Here is an 18,628-nt window from a genome sequence, read left to right as displayed (position 1 = left end):
CTCAGGCTGCCTGCCGCCTGGCCCGGTCGAGGCCGCGGCCGATCTCGAGCACCAGGCCGCGCAGCCAGATCGAGCCGGGATCGACCTGGGCGCGGGTGGGATGGAACATGAACTCCTCGTAGGTGCCGGGGTCGACCGGCGGGGCCACCGCGATCAGGTTCAGGGGTGTTGCCAGCATTTCGATCAGGCGGCGCGGCACGAAGGCGGCGAGGTCGGTACGGGCGGCGATATGCAGGGCCTGCAGGTAATTGGGTACGACCAGGGCGATGCGGCGTTCCAGGCGTTCCTCGCGCAGCCAGAGGTCGATCGGGTCCTCCCGCTGGCCGCGGCCGATGACGGCGATCTGCGGCGCCGCCAGGAAGCTGTCGAGCTGGGCGAGCTGGTTGCCCAGGGGGTGATCGCGCCGCACCGCCAGGGCCTCGGTGTCGGCGAACAGGCGCTGGCGGTGAAAACCGGCGAAGGCATCCGCCGTGCAGCCCACCACCAGGTCGGTCTGGCGGGCCAGGTCCGCGGTCATGCTAGCCGGGCCGCGCCACGGCGCCACGTCCAGCCGCACGCCGGGCGCCTGGATTGCCACCTTGTCGATCAGGCCGGGCAGCAGCAGGTCGATGACATGGTCGGGCATCATCAGGGTAAAGCGGCGATGGCTGGTTGCCGGCTCGAAGCCTTCGGTCGCGAACAGGCCGCGCACCTGTTCCAGCGCCTGGGCCAGCGGCGTGCGCAAGGATTGCGCCCGCGGCGTCAGTTCCATCCGCGCCCCCACCCGCACCAGCAGGGGATCGTCCAGCAATTCCCGCAGGCGCCGCAGGGCATGGCTCATGGCCGGCTGCGACAGCCCCACCCGCGCCGCCGCCCGGCCGACGCTGGCCTGGGCCAGCAGGGCATCGAGGGCGACGAGCAGGTTGAGGTCGAGGGCGGATAAATTCATGGGGCGAATTTACATTATACCCCCTATCGATTGGAAGAATGATCGCCGTTGCCCGAGGATCCGCCCATCCCCAAGGAGGCGGCGATCATGACAGCGACCGACAACAAGCAACTGATGCAAGCGATCTTCGACGACCTGGCGCAGGGAAACTCGAAAGCTTTCGTCGCCGCCATGGCCGACGATTTCCGGTGGACCATCATGGGGACGACGAAATGGTCCAGGACTTTCGAGGGCAAGGAGGCGGTCTTGGGCGATCTGCTCAAATCGCTCCGCGCGGTCATCCCCGACAGGATCAGGACCATCGCCGACCGCTTCATCGCCGATGGCGACCATGTGGTGGTCCTGGCTCACGGCCAGAACCTGACAAAGGCAGGCGTGCCCTACAACAACCGCTATTGCTATGTCTTCCGCCTGGCCGAGGGCCGCTTGCGTGAGCTGACCGAGTACCTGGACACCGAGCTGGTTACCAAGGCGCTGGGCGACCCGGCCGAGGCCGCATAGAACAAGACATCCTCCCCGTCATTCCGGCGAAGGCCGGAATCCATGGCTGGGACAGCGCGACCTATCCGGTTGCAACTCCTGCTGCACGACGATGGATTCCGGCCTTCGCCGGAATGACGAGGGGGCGTTAAGCAGTCTCCTCGACCTCGATCATGCGAATCATCAGGTCGCGCAGGTCCGTTGCCAGCATCCCGCCGGGATCCTTGACGAAGGCGGGTCGGGCAGCGGCGCTCGCGGGGTCGCCGGCATCGATCCAGTCGGCCGCCCAGACGGCTTCGCCGGTGGCATCCCGGGCATCCCGTGCGAGATCCCAGGCGGCCATGGCCGCCGCCCGATCCTGTGGTGAGCCAAAGCCCGCCTCGCCGGCCGCCTGGGCCGCCGCGGTCCTCGCGGCCTCGGCCTCGGCCTGGACGGCGAGGAGCACCCCGCGCATCGCGGCGACCTGGGCCATTCTGTTGATCTCGGGCAGGCCGGCCAGCCGGTCGGCCTCGACGATCAGGCCGGCCCGGCGAAGGGCGGCCGGCACATAGGACCGGACCAGCCAGTCCACCGCCACCATGGCGCGGCGCTCGGTGAGCCCGTCGGTGCCGGCGGTGCCGACAAAGCGCGGGATCAGCGGCAGCAGCAAGGCGTTGCGCAGCGCGTCCGGCAACGCGTCGTTCCAGGCCCGGCCGAAGGATGCCAGGGTCGGGCAGACACAGGCGGGGCTGTCCGACCACGGCTCGCCCGCGACATAGGCCACGGCCTCCATCGCGCACCATTCCCGTGCCGTATTCGCCGCCCGCTTGCCCATCCGCAGGCTGGCTACCTCGGCCAGGCGCTCGGTAGTGATCGGGGACATTGTCAGTCCCACCAGAGGTTCCACCAGTCGTTTTGCATCAGATACACCGCGTAGTCTTCTATCGGACCAGGCCCCTGATTCACCACGTCAGGGCAGAAGACATGGATTTCCCGGGCGAGAGCCATTGCTTCGCTCTCGTCGCGTGGCCGACAGTGGACGAGAATGTCCATCCTATCGTTACTTGCGCAGACCAACTCAGCGCCAAGCCGCTTGTGCCACGACCGCAAAGCGGCAACTTGGTATTCGGGTTGGGGGTAGGCGTCCCACCCGCCCAACCTCAGAAAGGCGGGAACCGCCGCCATTTCTTTTGCTGGGATCAAGAGGATATGAACCCTCGGATAGTAGTTGCCGCGATAGTCCGCGATGATCATCGGCCCCGGCACGGCGTGCGCTTCCCCAGGGGAGGGGTACGCCGGCGCCTGGAGGATCGGGACGGACTCCAGCATGCGTCGCATTTGGTCGCTGCCTGGTGCCGGAATGCCGCCGTTGCGTATTCCCTCTTCCCATTTGGCTTTGAACAGGGGCTGCAATTCCTCTAGCGCGGCTTCGGCTTGGGCCTCCGCCTCGGCAAGGTGGTCGATCAAGCTTTGCGGATGGCGCAGCGATGTTGCCGCCATGAGAATTGACTCGGGCGATCCCGCCGACGAGCGAGCAAACTGCTCCGCGACTCGGTCCAGTGCTTCGTCATCACCGATGATGACGGGATAGGCGCGGCCCTCGTCGCGCAACTGTTGCCAGCGCCCGAAGGCTTCGCGTCCGGTCGTTTCCACGCGCTCGAAGGGCAATGCTGCTACCAGGCGGGCATAGGCCGCCGCGATCTCGGCCTGTATCTCCTCGGGATCACGCGGTTGTGCCATGGCCCTTCTGCCCCCAAGCCAGCGGGACTGGCCAAAGCCGGCAAGGCTGATACCCAATCCACTCAAGGATCGCAGGAAGGTGCGCCGCTGCATCGGTGGTCACCGCCAGCATTTGTCCAGCCCCGAGTTTACGCCTCTTCCGGCCCGCGGAAATAGGGTTCGACCTTGCCTTTGAGCTTCATGGTCATGGGGTTGCCGTGGCGGTCCTTGGCGGCGCCGGCGACGACGCGGATCCAGCCTTCCGAGACCGAATATTCGTCCACATTGGTCTTCTCGGCGCCGTTGAAGCGGATGCCGACGCCGCGCTTCAGCACCGCCTCGTCATAGAAGGGGCTGCTGGGATTGGTGGACAGGCGGTCGGGCAGGGTGTCGCTCATCTTCAGGAACCATTCGGCGGATTTGGGAACTTACGGGGCGTAGTAATAGCCGCCCGCCGCCCGAATGCCAAATCCGCCCCGGTTCCCAGGCGCCGGGCGAGGCTTGCGAACGAGAAAGCCTCGATCGGCAGGCTGCTTTCGCCGGTGGTGGCGAGGTCGGCCAGGATTTCGCCCACCACGCTGGCGAATTTGAAGCCGTGGCCCGAACAGGGCGAGGCGACGATGACGCTGGGGTCCGAGGGCAGGCGGTCGATCAGGAAATCGTCGCCCGGCAGCATGGTATAGCGGCAGGTGGCGTAGCCGACCGATACGCCGGCCGCGGCCGGCACCCGCCGGGCGATGAAGTCTTCGAGCAGGGCGCGGTCGGCCTCGTTCACCGGGGCATTGGGCGCCTCGGGATCGATCACCTCGCGGAAATGGGCGTGCTTGCCCACTTTCACGCCGTCGCGGCCGATCACGGGGAAGCCGAAAAAGGAGCCGGCCTCGCCCTCGTCGCGCAGGAAGCCGGGCATGCGGCCCAGGGCGGTGTTGAGCCCGTCGCGCGGCTGGAACCAGCCGACCACGACGCGGATGGGCACGGCGATCTGGTCGAGTTCAGGCACCAGGCCGGCGATATAGGAGCCGGTGGCGACCACCACGGTGCGGGCGCGGTAGCGGGCCTGGTCGGTCGCCACGGCCATCCCGCCGTCGCTAGGTGTGATGCCCAGCACCCGTTCGTTGAAGTGCAGCATGGCGCCGTCGGCACCCGCCACGCGCAGGGCCGCCAGGGTCGCCGCCTCGGGCCGCAGGAAGCCGCCCTCGGGTTCCAGTACCGCGACCTCGTCGGCATCGAGCTGGAACGCCGGATAGCGCCGCGCCGCCTGGGCCTGGTCCAGCAGGTCGTAGGGCAGGTTATGCAGCTTGCAGGCGGCGATGGTGCCGTCGACGATGTGGCAGCCGGGCTTGCCGATCTGCAACACGCCGGTGATGGTCAGCAGGTCTTCGCGCACCCGCGCTTCCAGGTCGCGCCAGTTGCGGTAGGCGCGGTGGAGCAGGGGGACATAGGCCGGGTCCTCGAAATAGCCCAGGCGGATCAGCCGGCTGTCGCCGTGGGACGAGCCGCGATCATGCAGGGGGCCGAAACGCTCGATGCCGATCACCTTGATGCCGCGGGCCGCCAGGTGGGCCACCGCCTGCGCCCCCATGGCGCCCAGGCCGATCACCGCGACGTCGAATTGCTGTTCAGTCATGGCCCAAGTCCGTGTGGCGGACCAGGTCGCGAGCGCGTTCCATGTCGCCGGCCAGCGGCCGGTCGTCGGCGTAAGGCGCGACGGCACTGCGCATCAGGCGATAGACCGCATCGGTACCAGGCGCCCGGCGCGCCGCGGTCGCCTGCAATTCATAGGCCTGGGCCGTCGCCAGCAGTTCCAGCCCCAAAATCCGCTCGGCATTGTCGAGGATTTCCAGCGCCTTGAAGGCGGCCGGTGTCGCGTGACACAGGTGGTCCTCCTGGAGGCCCGAGGTGACGCCGCCGTCCAGGCTGGCCGGGGCGGCCAGGCGGCGGTTCTGGGCGACCAGCGACACGGCGGTGTACTGCGCGATCATGAAGCCCGAACAGGCGCCGCCGTCGGCCGCCAGGAAGGCGGGCAGGCCACTGACCAGCGGGTTCACCAGCCGGTCCAGGCGCCGTTCCGACATGGCGGCGACCTCGGCGATCGCGATCCCCAGGTTGTCCATCGCCAGGCCGATCGCGGCGCCCATGGCATGGGCTTGCGAAAAGACCTCCGGTGCCTGCGGCGTGCCGGCGACCAGCGGGTTGTCGGTCACCGCCGCCAGTTCGCGGTCGACCACCGCGGCGGCGTGATCGAAGGTGTCGCGGGCGGCGCCGTGAACATGGGGCACGGCGCGCAGGCTGATTGCATCCTGGGTGCGCTTGCCCACCGCCGCCGCCAGGATCTCGCTGCCCTCGATCAACGCCCGCAGGCGCTCCCCCACCGTCAGCAGGCCGGGGGAGGCGCGTAAGGTCAGCGACTTGGCGGCATAGGCGGCAGGCTGGCCGTGCAGGTTCTCGAAACTCATCGCGGCGGCGGCATCGGCCCAGTCGAGCAGGCGCCGGCTGCGCGCCAGCACCAGGGACGCAAGGCCGGTCGCGCAGGGCGTGCCGTTCACCAGGCTCAAGCCTTCCTTGGCCTCCAGCACCAGCGGTGCCAGGCCCAGCGCTTTCAGGGCATCGCCGCCGGTCACCCGCGCGCCCTGGTGGATCGCGGTGCCCTCGCCGATCAGCACCAGGCCGATATGGGCCATGTGGGTGAGGTAACCGACCGAACCGCGCCCGGGAACTTCCGGCGAACAGTCGCCGGCCAGCAGGGCCAGCATCTGCTCGACCACCGCAAGGCGCACGCCGGAATGGCCATGGGCGAAATTGTTGACTTGGGCGGCGATGATCGCCCGCGTCTCGGCGGTGCCCAGCGGATCGCCGACACCGCAGGCGTGGCTCATCAGCAGGTTGCGCGACAATTCCCGCTGTTTGGGAATGTCCACCACCACGTCGCACAGGGCACCGACGCCGGTGTTGACGCCGTAAGCGCGGATCTGGCGCGCGACGATGGTCTCGACGATCGTCCGGGCCTGGCCGATGCGGGCACGGGCGGCGGGCGACAGGGTGAGGCGTGCCCCTTGCGCGACGGCGGCGACATCGCGCCAGTTGAGGCTGGCGTCGCGTTCTATGTCGGTCATGGGATCAGGCTTGCGCGACAGGCTGGTGATTGATGCCTGAGATGAACTGGCGGAAGCGTTCGGACTGGCAATTGGTAAACAGTTCCTCCGGCGGCCCTTCCGCCTCGACCACGCCCTTGTGCAGGAACATGACGCGGTTCGAGACATTGCGGGCAAAGCTCATCTCGTGGGTGACCACCAGCATGGTGCGGCCTTCCTCGGCCAGGGCCCGCATCACCTTCAGCACTTCGCCCACCAATTCGGGGTCCAGCGCCGAGGTCGGCTCGTCGAACAGCATGACCTTGGGATTCATGGCCAGCGCCCGGGCGATCGCGGCCCGCTGCTGCTGGCCGCCCGACATATGGGCCGGGTAGTAGTTGCGCTTGTCGGCGATGCCGACCTTGGCCAGCAGCGCCTCCGCCTCGTCGATGCACTCGGCGCGCGGGCGCTTCAGGACGCGGGTCGGCCCCAGGATCAGGTTTTCCAGAATGGTCAGGTGGGACCACAGATTGAAGCTCTGGAAGACCATGGCGAGTTCGGAACGGATGCGGTCGACCTGGCGGTGATCGGCGGGTTCCTGCTTGCCGTTGCGCAAGGTGCGCATCTTCAAGGTCTCGCCGGCCACCACGATCTCGCCGTGGTCGGGCGTCTCCAGCAGGTTGATGCAGCGCAGGAAGGTGCTCTTGCCCGAGCCGCTGGCACCCAGGATCGAGATCACGTCGCCTTCATGGGCGGTCAGGGAAATGCCTTTCAGCACTTCCATCTCGCCGAAGGTCTTGCGGATGCCGGTAACGGAAAGGGCTTCGATCGGATTGGCCATGATATGTCCCTCTCGGTCAGCCGACGATGGTCGGCCGCGGCTGGGCGGCTTGGGGCATGCTGCGCAGGTGGGGCGACAGCCGGTATTCGATCAGCGCGATGATGCGCGCGATCACGAAGTTCAGGATCAGGTAGATCGCTGCCGCGCACAGGAACACTTCCATGGTGCGGTAGGTCTGCGAGATCAGGCGCTGGGCGACACCGGTGACTTCCCACACGGTGACCAGGCTGGCCAGCGCCGTCGACTTCACCATCAGGATGATCTCGGTCGAATAGGCGGGCAGGGCCTGGCGCACGGCGATGGGCGCGATGATGTGGCGCAGCAGCCGGAAGCCGGAGAGGCCGCAGGCCCGGCCCGCCTCGATCTGCTGCCCCGGCACGGCCATCAACCCGCCGCGGAAGATCTCCGCCGCGTAACCGGCCGTGCACAGGGCCAGCCCGATGACGGCGCAGGCGAAGGGCTCGCGCAGCACGGGCCAGACGAAGCTCTGCCGGATCACCGGGAACTGGCTCAGGCCGTAGTAGATCAGGAACATCTGGATCAGCAGGGGCGAGCCGCGGAACACGAAGATATAGCCCCGTGCCAGGTTACGCAGGACCCGGTTGTCGCTGACCCGCATCCAGGTCAGGCCCATGGCCAGGAGTGCGCCGAGGGAGACCGAGAGGACGAACAGCTCCAGGGTGGTCGGCAGGGCCGCCAGCAGCTTGAGCATGGTCGAGGCGAGGAAATCGAAATCCCACATGGTCTATGCCCCCCGTCCGATGCTGCTGCGGAAGGTCTTGGCCACGCGCCGCTCGGCGGTGTCGAAGACCCGGCCCGACAGGCTGGTGAGGATCAGGTAGAGCACGCCGCCCGCGATATAGAAGACGAAATACTGCTTGGTGGAACCGGCGGCGACCTGGGTGGTGCGCATCAGTTCGGCCAGGCCGGTGACCGAGATCAGGGCCGAGTCCTTGAGGCTCAGCTGCAGCACGTTGCCCAGGCCCGGCAGGGCGAAGCGCAGCACCTGGGGCACGACGATATGGCGGAAGCGCGAGAGTTTCGGCATGCCGATGGAGCGTGCCGCCTCGATCTCGCCCTTGGCGACGCTCAGGTAAGCGCCGCGGAACACTTCGGCCTGATAGGCGCCCGAGATGATGCCCACCGCCAGCGCGCCGGCGAGGAACGAGGGCAGGCCCAGGAACCCCTCGATGCCGAGCAGCGAACCCGCCTGGGTGACCAGGGCCGAGCCGCCGAAATAGATCAGGTAGATCACCAGGAGCTCGGGCACGCCGCGGAAGATCGTGGTGTAGGCGTCGCCGATGAAGCGGGCGGGCAGGTTCTTCGACAGCTTGGCCCAGGCGACCAGGGAGCCGAACACGGCGCCGATGGCGAGGGCCGCGAGGGTGACCAGGGTCGTGGTCAGCGTCGCCAGCAGCAGGACGGCACCCCATCCCCGCTCGCCGAAGCCGAACATTGCAATCGTGTCCATGCCACCCCCTCAACCCTAAAGGAAGGGGCTTGCCGCGCGGGGCGGCAAGCCCACCGGTTAAGCGTGCTTGGTTTACGGGCTGACGTCGACCTTCAGCCACTTCAGGCTGAGGCGCTTCACGGTGCCGTCGGCGATGGCGGCGGCGATGGCGGGGTCGAACAGGGCCTTCAGTTCCGGGTCGCTCTTGCGGATGCCGAAGCCTTCGCCTTCGCCCCAGATGGCGCCGCCGATTTCCGGGCCGGCCAGGGCCATGTCGGCATTGTCGGGCTTGGCAATCGCGCCGGCGAGATAGGTGGTGTCGTCGAAGGCGAGGTCGATGCGGCCGGCCATCAGGTCGAGGTCACGCTCGGCCGAGGTCTTGTATTCGCGGACGTCGGCGATGTCCTTGAAGTTGTCGTAGATGAACTTGGTGTAGATGGTCGCGGCCTGGAGGCCGATGGTCTTGCCCTTGATCGCTGCGCGCAGGGCATCGACCGTCGCCTTGTCATGGGCGGCGTCGCCGGTCAGCTTCACGTGGGTGCCGGTGCCCGCCAGGTTGGCGAGGTCGCCGGACTTCAGCGCCGCGAAGCCGGCCGAGGTGGCGGCATAGGGGGCGGTGAAGGCGATGACTTCCTTGCGCTCGGGCGTGATCGACAGGGCGTCCATGATCATGTCGAACTTGCCGGCGTTCAGGCTGGTGATCATGCCGTCCCAGTCCTGCGGGATCAGCTTGCACTCGATCTTGATGCGGGCACAAAGATCCTTGACCAGTTCGACCTCGAACCCGTCGAGGGTGCCGTCGGGACGGGTCAGGTTCCAGGGCTCGTAGGCGCCCTCGGTCGCGATGGTAACGGACTTCCATTCCTTGGCCTGGGCCATGCCGGTGGCGGAAAGGACAGCCGCCAGCGCCAGGGCGCCAACGGAGAGAATGCTGCGTCGATGCATGTCGGATCCCCTTAGAGAAGATTGATTGAGCTTAATGCCACGTCCCTGCTGCCAGCTATTCCCCGTTGGTCAGCCTACGGCCGCGCCTGTTCGGTCGGCCGATCTCGATGCATGATGTATATGGAACCCTAGATAAGTTTTCTCTGGCGCACAAGCGGAAAAAGCCAAAGAATGGGCAAAATTCGAGTCTGCTGAAAGGTTGAGCACGATGCCGAAATCCCAGGCACGCCCCCAGGCGGACGCTCTGCCCGTCACCCTTCCGGCGCCGGCGGCGCTGCCGTCGGGGGCGCCGCTTTACGCCAGCGTGAAGCGGATGATCCTGGCCCGCATCCACAGCGGCGAATGGGCGCCGGGCACGAGGGTGCCGTCGGAAAACGAGTTGGTCGCCGAATTCGGGGTCAGCAAGATGACCGCCAACCGCGCTCTGCGCGAGTTGGGCAGCGAAGGCGTGCTGGTGCGCATCCAGGGCTCGGGCTCCTTCGTGGCCGAGCGCAAGGGCCATTCGGCGCTGTTCGAGGTGCGCAACATCGCCGAGGAGATCGTCGAACGCGGCCACAGCCATTCGGCCCTTGTCGTGCTTTTGCAGGTCGAAGCGGCCTCGCCGGAGGTGTCGGACGCGCTGGAACTGCCGATCGGCGCCCGGGTGTTCCACTCGGTGGTGCTGCACCACGAGAACGAGGTGCCGGTGCAGGTCGAGGATCGTTTCGTCAACCCGGCCGCGGCGCCCGAATACCTGGGCCAGGATTTCACCCGCATCACCCCCAATGCCTACCTTACCCGGGTGGCGCCGCTCGCCGTGGCCGAGCATGTGGTGGAGGCGGTGCTGCCCCAGCCGTGGGAGTGCAAGCTGCTGGCCATCGCCCGCTCCGAACCCTGCCTCATGATCAGGCGGCGGACCTGGTCCGGCGCCACCACCGTGACCGCCGTGCGCCTGCTGTGCCCCGGCAGCCGCTACCGGTTGGAAGGTCGTTTCAACGAGCGGGCGGGTTGAGCAAAGTCCCCTATACTTCCATATGGAACTAACTTGAATTACGTCATTCCGGCGAAGGCCGGAATCCATTGGGATGCGAGGGGAGACTTTGCCGGACAAGCGCCGCACCCTCTGCAATGGATTCCGGCCTTCGCCGGAATGACGAGGGAGGCTGATCAGCCGCCCCGTCTCAGGACCAGCCTGAAGCAACACCCCTGCGCCGCCTCGACGCAATCGATGGTCGATCGGCTGGCGGCGAGCAGGGAGCGGGCGATGGGCAGGCCTAGGCCGGTGCCACCCTGGGCCCGGCGGGTGGTGAAGAAGGGCTCGAACAGGCGGGCGCGGTCGCCCGGCGCGATGCCGCTGCCGTCGTCGGCCACCAGCAGGGTGACGGCCTCGGGCGCCACCAGGGCCGAAAGCCGTACCCGGTGCGCGCCGGCCTGCCGGCTGTTCTCGATCAGGGTGGTCACCACCGCCTCGAGGACATCCGCCGGCACCGCGACCGGCGGCAGGGGGCCTCGAGGTCCAGGTCGATGGCGAGGCCGGCCGTGCGCATGGCATCGGCCACCCGGTGCAGGGGCGGGGCCGGATCGGCCGGCGGGGTGGCGGTCACGCTCGCCATGTCGGCCCGGGCCAGCGCCAGCAGGCGGCCGACCAGGTGGGACAGGCGCTCGGCATCGGCGTTGGCATTGGCCAGGAAGCGCCGGCGATCCTCCTCGCTCATGCTGCCGCCGTGGTCCTCGAGCAGTTCCAGCGCCCCCTTGATGCCGGCCAGCGGCGTCTTGAATTCGTGGCTGACCGCGCTGGCGAAATCGCGCAGATAGCGCGAGCGGCGATCGATCTGCCCGGCCATCTGGCGGAAATTCTCGAACAGGGCGCGGATCTCGACGGTCGCCGTGGCGGGTGTCGCCGGCACCTCGATGCCGCCGGCGCCGATGTGCTCGCTCGCCCGGCTCAATTGCTCGATCGGCTTGGTGATGGTGCGCGACAGCACGCCGGCAATGCCGATGATGGCGACGAAGACCAGGCCGAAGCCCAGCAGGATCTTGTTGAGATCGTCATAGATTCCGCGGAACAGCGCGCGGGGCGAGCGCGACAGCAGCAGGACCCCCACCACCTGGTCGCGGATCCTGATCGGATAGGCGTAGTGCACGCGGATGGCCGCCGCCCGGCTCAGGGCCTCGAAGGTGTAACGCTGCTGGTAATTGCCGCGCCGGCGCAACACGGTCTCGGGGGTGCCCGCCAGCGCCGCCGCGACTTCCGGCAGCCCGGCATAGGAGCGGCCGAAATCGTCGCGCCCGAAGACCACGATGCCCGCGCGGTCGAGGATGCGGACCGAGGCCAGCGTGGTCAGCGTCGTCGCCTCGACGATGGGGGCGACCGTCGCCGCCGCCGCCGCGGCCTTGGGGTCGGGCGGGCTCGAGGTCACCACCGAGGGCGGCCGTTCGGGCAGGATCGCCATGGTGTTGAGGTCGATGGTCAGGGGCTGGAGGGAATAGGGCCGCTCCTCGCCCGGCCGCGGGGCTTGCGCCCGGGGCGCGCCGTCCGGCCAGGCCTGCTGGAAGGCGGCGCTCAAGGCGGCGGCCTGGGCGATCAGTTCGGCCTCGGTCTGGCGCACCAGGACATTCTCGTAGACGCGCAGGAAGACGGCGCTCAAGGCCGGCATCAGGGCGGTGAACAGCAACACGCCCAGCAGGATCGAGCGCAGGCGCAGGGCAGGCCAGCGCGCCTTGATCCAATTCTTTGTCGCGGTGATCAAGGCGCACCAATTCTCACCGTCATGCCCGGGCTTGTCCCGGGCATCCACGTCGGGACGAGCCACATCCGTTGACGGAAGAGGCAGCGTGGCGACGTGGATGGCCGGGACTTCGCCCGGCCATGACGGGAGGGGGCGGGGAGCGTGTAATGCAAGGTTGGCGTGATCAATCGGCCGGCCCCAGGCAGGCGCCGATGCGATAGCCGATGCCGGCCCGGGTCTCGATCACATCGAGGGCGCCGAGCCCCGCGAACTTCCGGCGGATGTGGCGGATGTGGCTGTCCACCGTGCGGTCGGTGATGGCAAAGCCGGGCCCGTGCAGCCGGTCGATGATCTCGTCGCGGGCAAAGACCTTGTTGGGCGTGGCGGCCAGGACGTGCAGCAACTGGAATTCGGTCGCGGTCAGGCTGACCTTGGTGCCGGCCCAGCTCGCCTGCCAGCCGTCGGGATCGAGGCTCAGGCGGCCGTGGCTGCGTGCCTTGGCCGGTGCCTCGGGCGCCCGCTGGCCGTTCGACCGTTTCAGGATGGCGCCCACCCGCGCCACCACTTCGCGCGGCGAGAAGGGTTTTACCACGTAATCGTCGGCGCCCATTTCCAGGCCCAGCACGCGGTCGATCTCGTCATCGCGCGACGACAGGAACAGCACCGGCACCGCGCTCGCCGCGCGCAGGCGGCGGCACACCTCCAGCCCATCCATGCGCGGCATGTTGATGTCCAGGATGATCAGGTCCGGGTTGTGGCTGCGCGCCTTGGCCAGGGCGGCGTCGCCGTCCTCGGCCTCGACCGTCGCCATCCCGGCCTTGGCCAGGGCGAAGGCGAGGAGTTCGCGGATATGCGGGTCGTCGTCGGCGATCAGGACGGTGTGGGGCATGGTCTTCATGACTGTCACCCTGGCAGAGCCGATGTCAAAGCTGTTGTGGCGGGGATCACAGGCAAGGGTCACAGCCGGCCACCTCCCCCTGTTCGCCGACGGCGGCGATGGCCGCGTCGAGGCGGCGGGCATTGCGGAAGGTCCAGCGGTGCCAGTCGGCCTGGTCCAGGGTCAGGCGGCGCATGATGGTGGCGCGAAGGGCGGTCACCTCGGCCTTGGTTTCGGGGGAGAGGTTTTCGCGTTCCAGTTCGATCAGCGGCAACAGGGCCGAAGAGCCCAATCTGTGCAGATAGCAAAGGTCGAGCGCCGCGCCAGTGCCGGCGACTTCCCTGTTATGGCGGACGTTGTAGCTGGCAACCACGTTGCCCAGATCGACGACGATGCAGCCTACCAACACGGCGAGGACGGCCACGGCATTGGCGTTGATCAGCCAGGCGGTGCTGCGCCGGCGCCAGATGCGCCAGCAGATCAGCACCAGGCCGACCGCCACCAGGCCCATCCAGATCAGGGCCGCCAGGCGCAAGGCTGTCAGCGAGAAGGCGTCGACGTAGTTCAGCGTGCGTTCGATGCTGAAGCCGACCAGCACGACATTCTGCCCGATCCACAGATAGACCAGCCGGCGCAGCAGCCGGTTCGCCGCCAGGGGCGAGCCGGGCCGCAGGGCGGCCAGCACGAAGACCGCGGCCAGCAGCGCCGTGGCGATCAGCGGGTAGGCGCCGCGGTGGGCATAGGTCGCCAGGGTCAGGTTGCCGGGCAGGGGCGCCCCGCTCCACAGATAGGCGACGTCCAGCGTATTCTGCAGCGCGAACAGGGCATTGAAGGCGATCAGCGACAGGGTGACCGAGGCGATCGAGACCCCGGGGATGGCCGACGGTGGCCGCTGTTCGGCCGGTGGCGCGGCCGCCAGCCGCAGCAGGTGGCCGGGCCGCAGCACGCCCCAGACCACGGCCCCGGTCAGCGCCCAAAAGCCGACTCGCACCGGCGTTATGCCGCGGAGCAGGGCACCGGGATCGAGGCTGGCCAGCCTGTCGCGGATCACCGGGTTGGCGCTGGCGAACAGGGCCAGGAACAGGCCGGTGCCCGCCACCGGCAGGGCCAGCAGGGGCACCAGGCGGCGCAGGCCCACGGGCACCCGGCGCCACGCCCGGGTCCACACCACGGCATCGCCCGCAAGGCGAAGCAGGCCCGAGAAGGGATGGACAGCCAGGCGGCAACTCCAGGCCCAGGCATCGTCGAAGGCGCCCGCGCGCGGCAGCAGCACCGCCAGGGCCAGTGCCGCCCAGACCAGGAGGAAGGCCAGGGTGCCGGGATCGTCGATCAGGGTGAGGGCCAGCAGGCCTGCGGCCGCCAGGGCCGCCACCGATGGCCGGCCGGCGAGCACGCCGGGCCGGGCGATCACCACCGCCAGGACCCAGGCGAGCGAGAACAGCCCCGCCGTCCAGCCCACGCCCTGGCCGAAGAACAGGACATCGGCCAGGACCACCAGGGCCAGGGCGCAGGCGGCCTTGGTGAGAAAGCTGCGGCGGCCCGGCGGGTGCAGGCCGGCGGCGCTGAAGACGGAAATCTGCATGGGACACGGTCCTCCTGTCGGGAGGATCAATGCCGCCACCAGGTTCAGGGGTGATCGCCGGCCGGCATCGAGTCCGTGTCGGGACCGTGCAGATTCCGTGCAGGCGACGCCACGTCCAGGTTACGCGGCAAGCGGGCCAGCCATCATTTCTCCTGGACCTTGAAGATGCCCTCATTGAAACAGGCATTCAGGAAGGCAATGGACTCGCTCTCGATTTCAGTCAGGGGCGCCCGTCTCTCCTGGCTTCCTGATCGGGGCGGCGGCACGACGAATTTGCCGTCCTCCCGCCGTTGCAGAAATTCCAGTTCAACCAGGCGCAGCAGTTTCCGGCGCACAGTTTCGCGGGGAAGGCCGGTTGCTTGGGCAATTTCCATCGTCGTCACGCCGCACTGGCGCGCGACGGCCCCGGCTGTCGGCGGCTCGATGTTTGCCAGCATGACGGTCTGGGCGATGATCGCCATTTCAATGTCGCCGTGGAATGCCTCTTGTTCTATGCGGCAGATGCGCAGGAAGTAGCGCAGGATGGCGGCCACGAAGAGGCGGGAGCGGTCCTGGTCCTGGTTGCGCTCGGCATGGATCTTCGACATGGCGCGCCCCGCGCATCAAGCTGGCCGTCCAGCGGTTCCTTTCAGATCTTTGCATTAATCGCACGGCTTGACCGCGCCTTGGTGCTCAAATTGGGCGGCAAGGCCGGCCTTCCCGGCACGATGATCCCGTCAGCCGCCTTTGGCCTTGAAGACGCCGTCATCGATGCAGCCATTGATGAAGCGGAGGGTCTCCGCTTCCAGGGTGCCGATGAAACCCTGGCTCACCTGCGTCTGAATGGCGCGAGACTGCATGACATACTCGCCGTCGTCCCGCTTGATGACGATGTCGAGCTTGATCAGACGCTGCAGCTTGCGCCGTACCGTCTCGCGCGGCAGCCCGGTCGCCTCGGCGATCGACATGAGATTGACCCCGCGCTGGCGTTCAACGCCGACGACCGTGGACATCGAGCGGAATTCCTCCTTGAACTTGGGATCGCGCAGCAAGGCCTCGATCGCCGAAATCGCGACGGCCTGGGCGATGATCGCCATTTCCATGTCGCCACGGAACACCTGCAATTCCACCCGGCAGATACGCAGGAAGTAGCGGAGGAAGGCCGCCACGAAGAGGCGGGAATTGTCCTGCGCCTGGTTCAGTTCCAGATATGTCTTGGGCATCGATCCTCGGCACCGGATGAATGGGCAGTTTGATGTTGATCGCCCAAAGCCTGGCATAGCGCAACTGCCCACACCCCCGACGGCACAGGTCCAGCCGGTATTTTCGGCCTTCGGAATGTCAGGAACGGTGCATTATTCACTGTCGACCCACATGTTTCAGGCCCCGCCGTGACCGACCATCGCCTCTATGCACCCGCCGTCGCCCGCAATCGCGAGCCGATTCTCGACGTGTTGCGGGCGGTCCTGCCGGCACACGGTACCGTGCTGGAAATCGCCAGTGGCACGGGCGAGCATGTGGTTCATTTCGCCCGTCATCTGCCCCATCTGACCTTCCAGCCGTCCGATCCCGATCAGGATGCGCTGCACAGCATCGCTGCCTGGTCGGCCGAGTCGGTCTGCGGCAACATCCTGCCGCCGGTCCTGCTCGATGCGGCAGCGCCGCCCTGGCCGGTCGCGGCCGCGCAGGCGATCATCTGCATCAACATGATCCATATCTCGCCCTGGGCGGCCACGGTCGGCCTGATGCGCGGTGCCGCGGCCCTGCTGCCGGCCGGTGCGCCGCTCTACCTCTACGGACCCTACAGGCAGGGCGGCGCTCATACTGCGCCCAGCAACCAGGCGTTCGACGACAGCCTGCGGGCGCGCGATCCGCGCTGGGGCGTCCGGGACCTGGGCGATGTCGCGGGGCTGGCGGCCGACGCGGGCTTTGGCGCACCGACAGTGATTCAGATGCCGGCAAACAATCTCAGCATGTTTTTTGTCCGAGATATTGCGCGTGCCGGTTAATGTTTTTGAAATGTGTCTGGCCGAAGCTCTGCCGCACGGTTTGGGAGAGCCGGCATGGACGCATTTCTGCAATTTCTGTTCGGTTCGGCCAGTTTTCTGCCGCACGGCTACTGCCTGCTATGGCAGCCGGGACTGCTGCTGCTGCACGCGGGATCGGACGTCGTCATCGCGCTGGCCTATTTCTCGATACCGATTGCGCTCTATGTCTTCCAGCGGCGCCGGGCCGACCTTCAGTTCAAATCCGTCTTCATTCTGTTCGCCCTGTTCATCACGGCTTGCGGCACCACCCATGTCGTCGGTCTGCTGACGCTGTGGTATCCGGCCTATGGGCTGGACGGCATCGTGAAGGCCGCGACGGCCCTGATCTCGGCGGCGACGGCGCTGGTGGTGTGGCGGGTCCTGCCCCAGGCGCTGGCGCTGCCCAGCCCGGAAATGTTGCGCCGGGCGAACGCCCGGCTCGAGGCCGAAATCCAACACCGCAACGAGATCGAAGCCCAGCTTGCGATGGCCGCCACCACGCTCAAGCACCGCAACGAAGAGCTTGAAGCGGCCCGGCAGTCGGCCGAGGAGGCCAATGCGGCGAAGTCCGCGTTTCTCGCCTCCATGAGCCACGAGCTGCGGACCCCGATGAATTCGATCATCGGCTTTGCCGAATTGCTGGCGACCGCACCGGGCGATGAGATCTCGGCCCGCGGCCGCGGCTTTGCCGAGATGATCGGGCGCAGCGGCGCTCACCTCCTGCTGCTGATCAACGATGTGCTCGACCTGGTCAAAATCGAGGCCAAGCAGGTCCGGTTCTCCCTGGAACTGGTCGATCTGAGCGAAACGCTGGATCAGCTTCGGCAGATGCTGGGCGAGCAGGCCGCCTCGCGCGACGTGGTCTTGGCCGATTGGGACATCCCGCCGGACTTCCATGTCCGGGCCGACCGCGGCCGGCTGCTGCAGATCCTGCTCAACCTGGCTTCGAACGGCGTGAAGTACAACCGGCCCGGCGGCAACCTCCGCGTCGTCGCCGAGCGGCTGGACGCGACCATGGCGAAGATCAGCGTCATCGACACCGGCAACGGCATTTCCAGCCGCCGCCAGTCGGGCGTCTTCCAGCCGTTCAACCGGCTCGGTGCCGACAGCGGGCCGATCGAGGGCACCGGCATCGGCCTCACCATTGCCAGGGAACTCGTCACCCAGATGGGCGGGCAAATCGGCTTTGAAAGCGTCGAGGGCCAGGGCTCGACCTTCTGGATCACGCTGCCGCTCGAGGTGCCGCGCCGCCGCCCGGTCGACGCGGCGAGCCCGCGGGCCTTGCCCGACATACCCGAGCAGACCGTCCTCTACATCGAGGATGCACCGGCCAACCGCCAACTGCTGTCGGCCTTCCTCGCCCGCATCCCCGCGGTCACCTTGATCGAGGCGGAAAACGGTGCCAGGGGGATTGTGGCGGCGCGCGCGCTCGAACCCGATCTGATCCTGCTCGACCTGCACCTTCCCGACATGGATGGCTTCGAGATCCTGCGCCGCCTGCGGGGGGATCCCGATACGGCCTCGATCCGGGTTGTCGCCATGTCGGCCGACGCCATGAAGGAGACGGTCGCCGCGGCCCTGGCGGCCGGGTTCGACGACTTCCTGAGCAAGCCCTTCGCCTGGAACGACATCGCGCAGATTTTGGCGGCCCACCGCAAAGCCGAGCGCCGCGAGAGGGCCGACACCGGGCTGCCGCCGATCGTCGACACGGCGCGCCTGGCGGCGCTGAAAGCGGCGATCGATCCCGAGGCGATCCGCGCGTTGCTGGCCGGGTTCGGCACCACCCTGCAACCGTCCATCGAGCGGTTGCGGCAGGCGGCGGCCAACGACGATCACGCCACGGCGGCCGAAGTGGCGCACGAGATCAAGGGCGTGGCAGCCAATCTCGGGCTCGCGAGGCTGTCCGCCCTGGCGCAGGCGATCCACGGCCGGGCCGCGGCGGGCCAGTCGAGCCGGGAGGCGGCCCTGGGCCTGGCCGAGACCTTCCGCCAGACGGTTTCCGCCCTGGCCGATCTCGATCCGCGCGGGGCTGTCGGCTGACG

The 18,628-nt window shown here is 67.8% G+C and carries 20 protein-coding genes; 4 read left to right on the top strand and 16 right to left on the bottom strand.

Features of this window, described 5'->3' with window-relative positions:
- Position 1 precedes the first annotated feature (1 nt).
- Positions 2 to 928, bottom strand: a complete 927-nt coding sequence (locus D3874_RS13070) for a LysR family transcriptional regulator (protein ID WP_119778476.1) — start codon at positions 926 to 928, stop codon at positions 2 to 4.
- An 87-nt stretch (positions 929 to 1,015) separates the two neighbouring features.
- Here D3874_RS13070 and D3874_RS13065 point away from each other — a divergent pair, with 87 nt between their 5' ends.
- Positions 1,016 to 1,429, top strand: coding sequence for a nuclear transport factor 2 family protein (locus D3874_RS13065; RefSeq protein WP_119782275.1), 414 nt, complete (start codon positions 1,016 to 1,018; stop codon positions 1,427 to 1,429).
- 127 nt (positions 1,430 to 1,556) lie between these two features.
- Here D3874_RS13065 and D3874_RS13060 read toward each other — a convergent pair whose 3' ends face one another.
- The 9 genes from D3874_RS13060 to D3874_RS13020 form a co-directional block, all read right to left on the bottom strand.
- On the bottom strand, positions 1,557 to 2,270 hold the full coding sequence (locus tag D3874_RS13060) for a hypothetical protein (protein ID WP_119778475.1): 714 nt from the start codon (positions 2,268 to 2,270) through the stop codon (positions 1,557 to 1,559).
- 2 nt (positions 2,271 to 2,272) lie between these two features.
- Positions 2,273 to 3,220, bottom strand: coding sequence for a DUF4253 domain-containing protein (locus D3874_RS13055; protein WP_119778474.1), 948 nt, complete (start codon positions 3,218 to 3,220; stop codon positions 2,273 to 2,275).
- 35 nt (positions 3,221 to 3,255) lie between these two features.
- The gene (locus D3874_RS13050; protein WP_119778473.1) at positions 3,256 to 3,504 is read right to left on the bottom strand and encodes a DUF3297 family protein; all 249 of its coding nucleotides are present in this window, start codon (positions 3,502 to 3,504) and stop codon (positions 3,256 to 3,258) included.
- Positions 3,505 to 3,506: 2 nt separating this feature from the next.
- Entirely contained in the window at positions 3,507 to 4,733 is a 1,227-nt protein-coding gene (gene solA, locus D3874_RS13045; protein ID WP_119778472.1) for an N-methyl-L-tryptophan oxidase, read from the bottom strand.
- Complete coding sequence (locus D3874_RS13040; RefSeq protein ID WP_119778471.1) at positions 4,726 to 6,219, bottom strand: HAL/PAL/TAL family ammonia-lyase; 1,494 nt, start codon at positions 6,217 to 6,219, stop codon at positions 4,726 to 4,728. Before D3874_RS13040 ends, solA begins: the two co-directional genes overlap by 8 nt.
- A gap of 4 nt (positions 6,220 to 6,223) precedes the next feature.
- Positions 6,224 to 7,018, bottom strand: coding sequence for an ABC transporter ATP-binding protein (locus D3874_RS13035; protein ID WP_119778470.1), 795 nt, complete (start codon positions 7,016 to 7,018; stop codon positions 6,224 to 6,226).
- A 16-nt stretch (positions 7,019 to 7,034) separates the two neighbouring features.
- Positions 7,035 to 7,760, bottom strand: a complete 726-nt coding sequence (locus D3874_RS13030; protein WP_119778469.1) for an ABC transporter permease — start codon at positions 7,758 to 7,760, stop codon at positions 7,035 to 7,037.
- Between the two features lie 3 nt (positions 7,761 to 7,763).
- A complete protein-coding gene (locus tag D3874_RS13025; RefSeq protein WP_119778468.1) occupies positions 7,764 to 8,489 on the bottom strand; it encodes an ABC transporter permease in 726 nt (241 codons plus the stop codon).
- A 72-nt stretch (positions 8,490 to 8,561) separates the two neighbouring features.
- Positions 8,562 to 9,413 (bottom strand): transporter substrate-binding domain-containing protein, encoded by an 852-nt coding sequence (locus tag D3874_RS13020; protein WP_119778467.1) that lies wholly within the window; start codon positions 9,411 to 9,413, stop codon positions 8,562 to 8,564.
- Positions 9,414 to 9,621: 208 nt separating this feature from the next.
- Between D3874_RS13020 and hutC the strand changes: the two genes are divergently transcribed.
- Entirely contained in the window at positions 9,622 to 10,404 is a 783-nt protein-coding gene (gene hutC, locus D3874_RS13015) for a histidine utilization repressor (protein ID WP_119778466.1), read from the top strand.
- Positions 10,405 to 10,559: 155 nt separating this feature from the next.
- Here the strand turns inward: hutC and D3874_RS29280 are convergent, their stop codons facing one another.
- From D3874_RS29280 to D3874_RS12990, 6 genes are all read right to left on the bottom strand, one after another.
- The gene (locus D3874_RS29280; RefSeq protein ID WP_199699049.1) at positions 10,560 to 10,853 is read right to left on the bottom strand and encodes an ATP-binding protein; all 294 of its coding nucleotides are present in this window, start codon (positions 10,851 to 10,853) and stop codon (positions 10,560 to 10,562) included.
- Entirely contained in the window at positions 10,850 to 12,142 is a 1,293-nt protein-coding gene (locus D3874_RS13010) for a histidine kinase dimerization/phospho-acceptor domain-containing protein (protein WP_199699048.1), read from the bottom strand. The genes D3874_RS29280 and D3874_RS13010 overlap by 4 nt, the downstream gene beginning before the upstream one ends.
- 163 nt (positions 12,143 to 12,305) lie before the next feature.
- On the bottom strand, positions 12,306 to 13,019 hold the full coding sequence (locus tag D3874_RS13005) for a response regulator transcription factor (protein ID WP_233559931.1): 714 nt from the start codon (positions 13,017 to 13,019) through the stop codon (positions 12,306 to 12,308).
- 46 nt (positions 13,020 to 13,065) lie between these two features.
- Positions 13,066 to 14,580 (bottom strand): DUF4153 domain-containing protein, encoded by a 1,515-nt coding sequence (locus D3874_RS13000; RefSeq protein ID WP_119778465.1) that lies wholly within the window; start codon positions 14,578 to 14,580, stop codon positions 13,066 to 13,068.
- A gap of 143 nt (positions 14,581 to 14,723) precedes the next feature.
- A complete protein-coding gene (locus tag D3874_RS12995) occupies positions 14,724 to 15,167 on the bottom strand; it encodes a helix-turn-helix domain-containing protein (protein ID WP_119778464.1) in 444 nt (147 codons plus the stop codon).
- A 129-nt stretch (positions 15,168 to 15,296) separates the two neighbouring features.
- Entirely contained in the window at positions 15,297 to 15,782 is a 486-nt protein-coding gene (locus D3874_RS12990) for a helix-turn-helix domain-containing protein (RefSeq protein ID WP_119778463.1), read from the bottom strand.
- 168 nt (positions 15,783 to 15,950) lie between these two features.
- On the opposite strand from D3874_RS12990, the gene D3874_RS12985 reads away from it, so the two are divergent.
- Both D3874_RS12985 and D3874_RS12980 read left to right on the top strand, forming a co-directional pair.
- Positions 15,951 to 16,568, top strand: a complete 618-nt coding sequence (locus D3874_RS12985; RefSeq protein WP_119778462.1) for a DUF938 domain-containing protein — start codon at positions 15,951 to 15,953, stop codon at positions 16,566 to 16,568.
- Between the two features lie 54 nt (positions 16,569 to 16,622).
- On the top strand, positions 16,623 to 18,626 hold the full coding sequence (locus tag D3874_RS12980; protein WP_119778461.1) for an ATP-binding protein: 2,004 nt from the start codon (positions 16,623 to 16,625) through the stop codon (positions 18,624 to 18,626).
- Positions 18,627 to 18,628 lie beyond the last annotated feature (2 nt).

Source organism: Oleomonas cavernae (assembly GCF_003590945.1).
In the GTDB taxonomy this organism is placed as follows: Bacteria; Pseudomonadota; Alphaproteobacteria; order Zavarziniales; family Zavarziniaceae; genus Zavarzinia; species Zavarzinia cavernae.
This window is presented reverse-complemented; position numbering and strand designations above follow the sequence as displayed.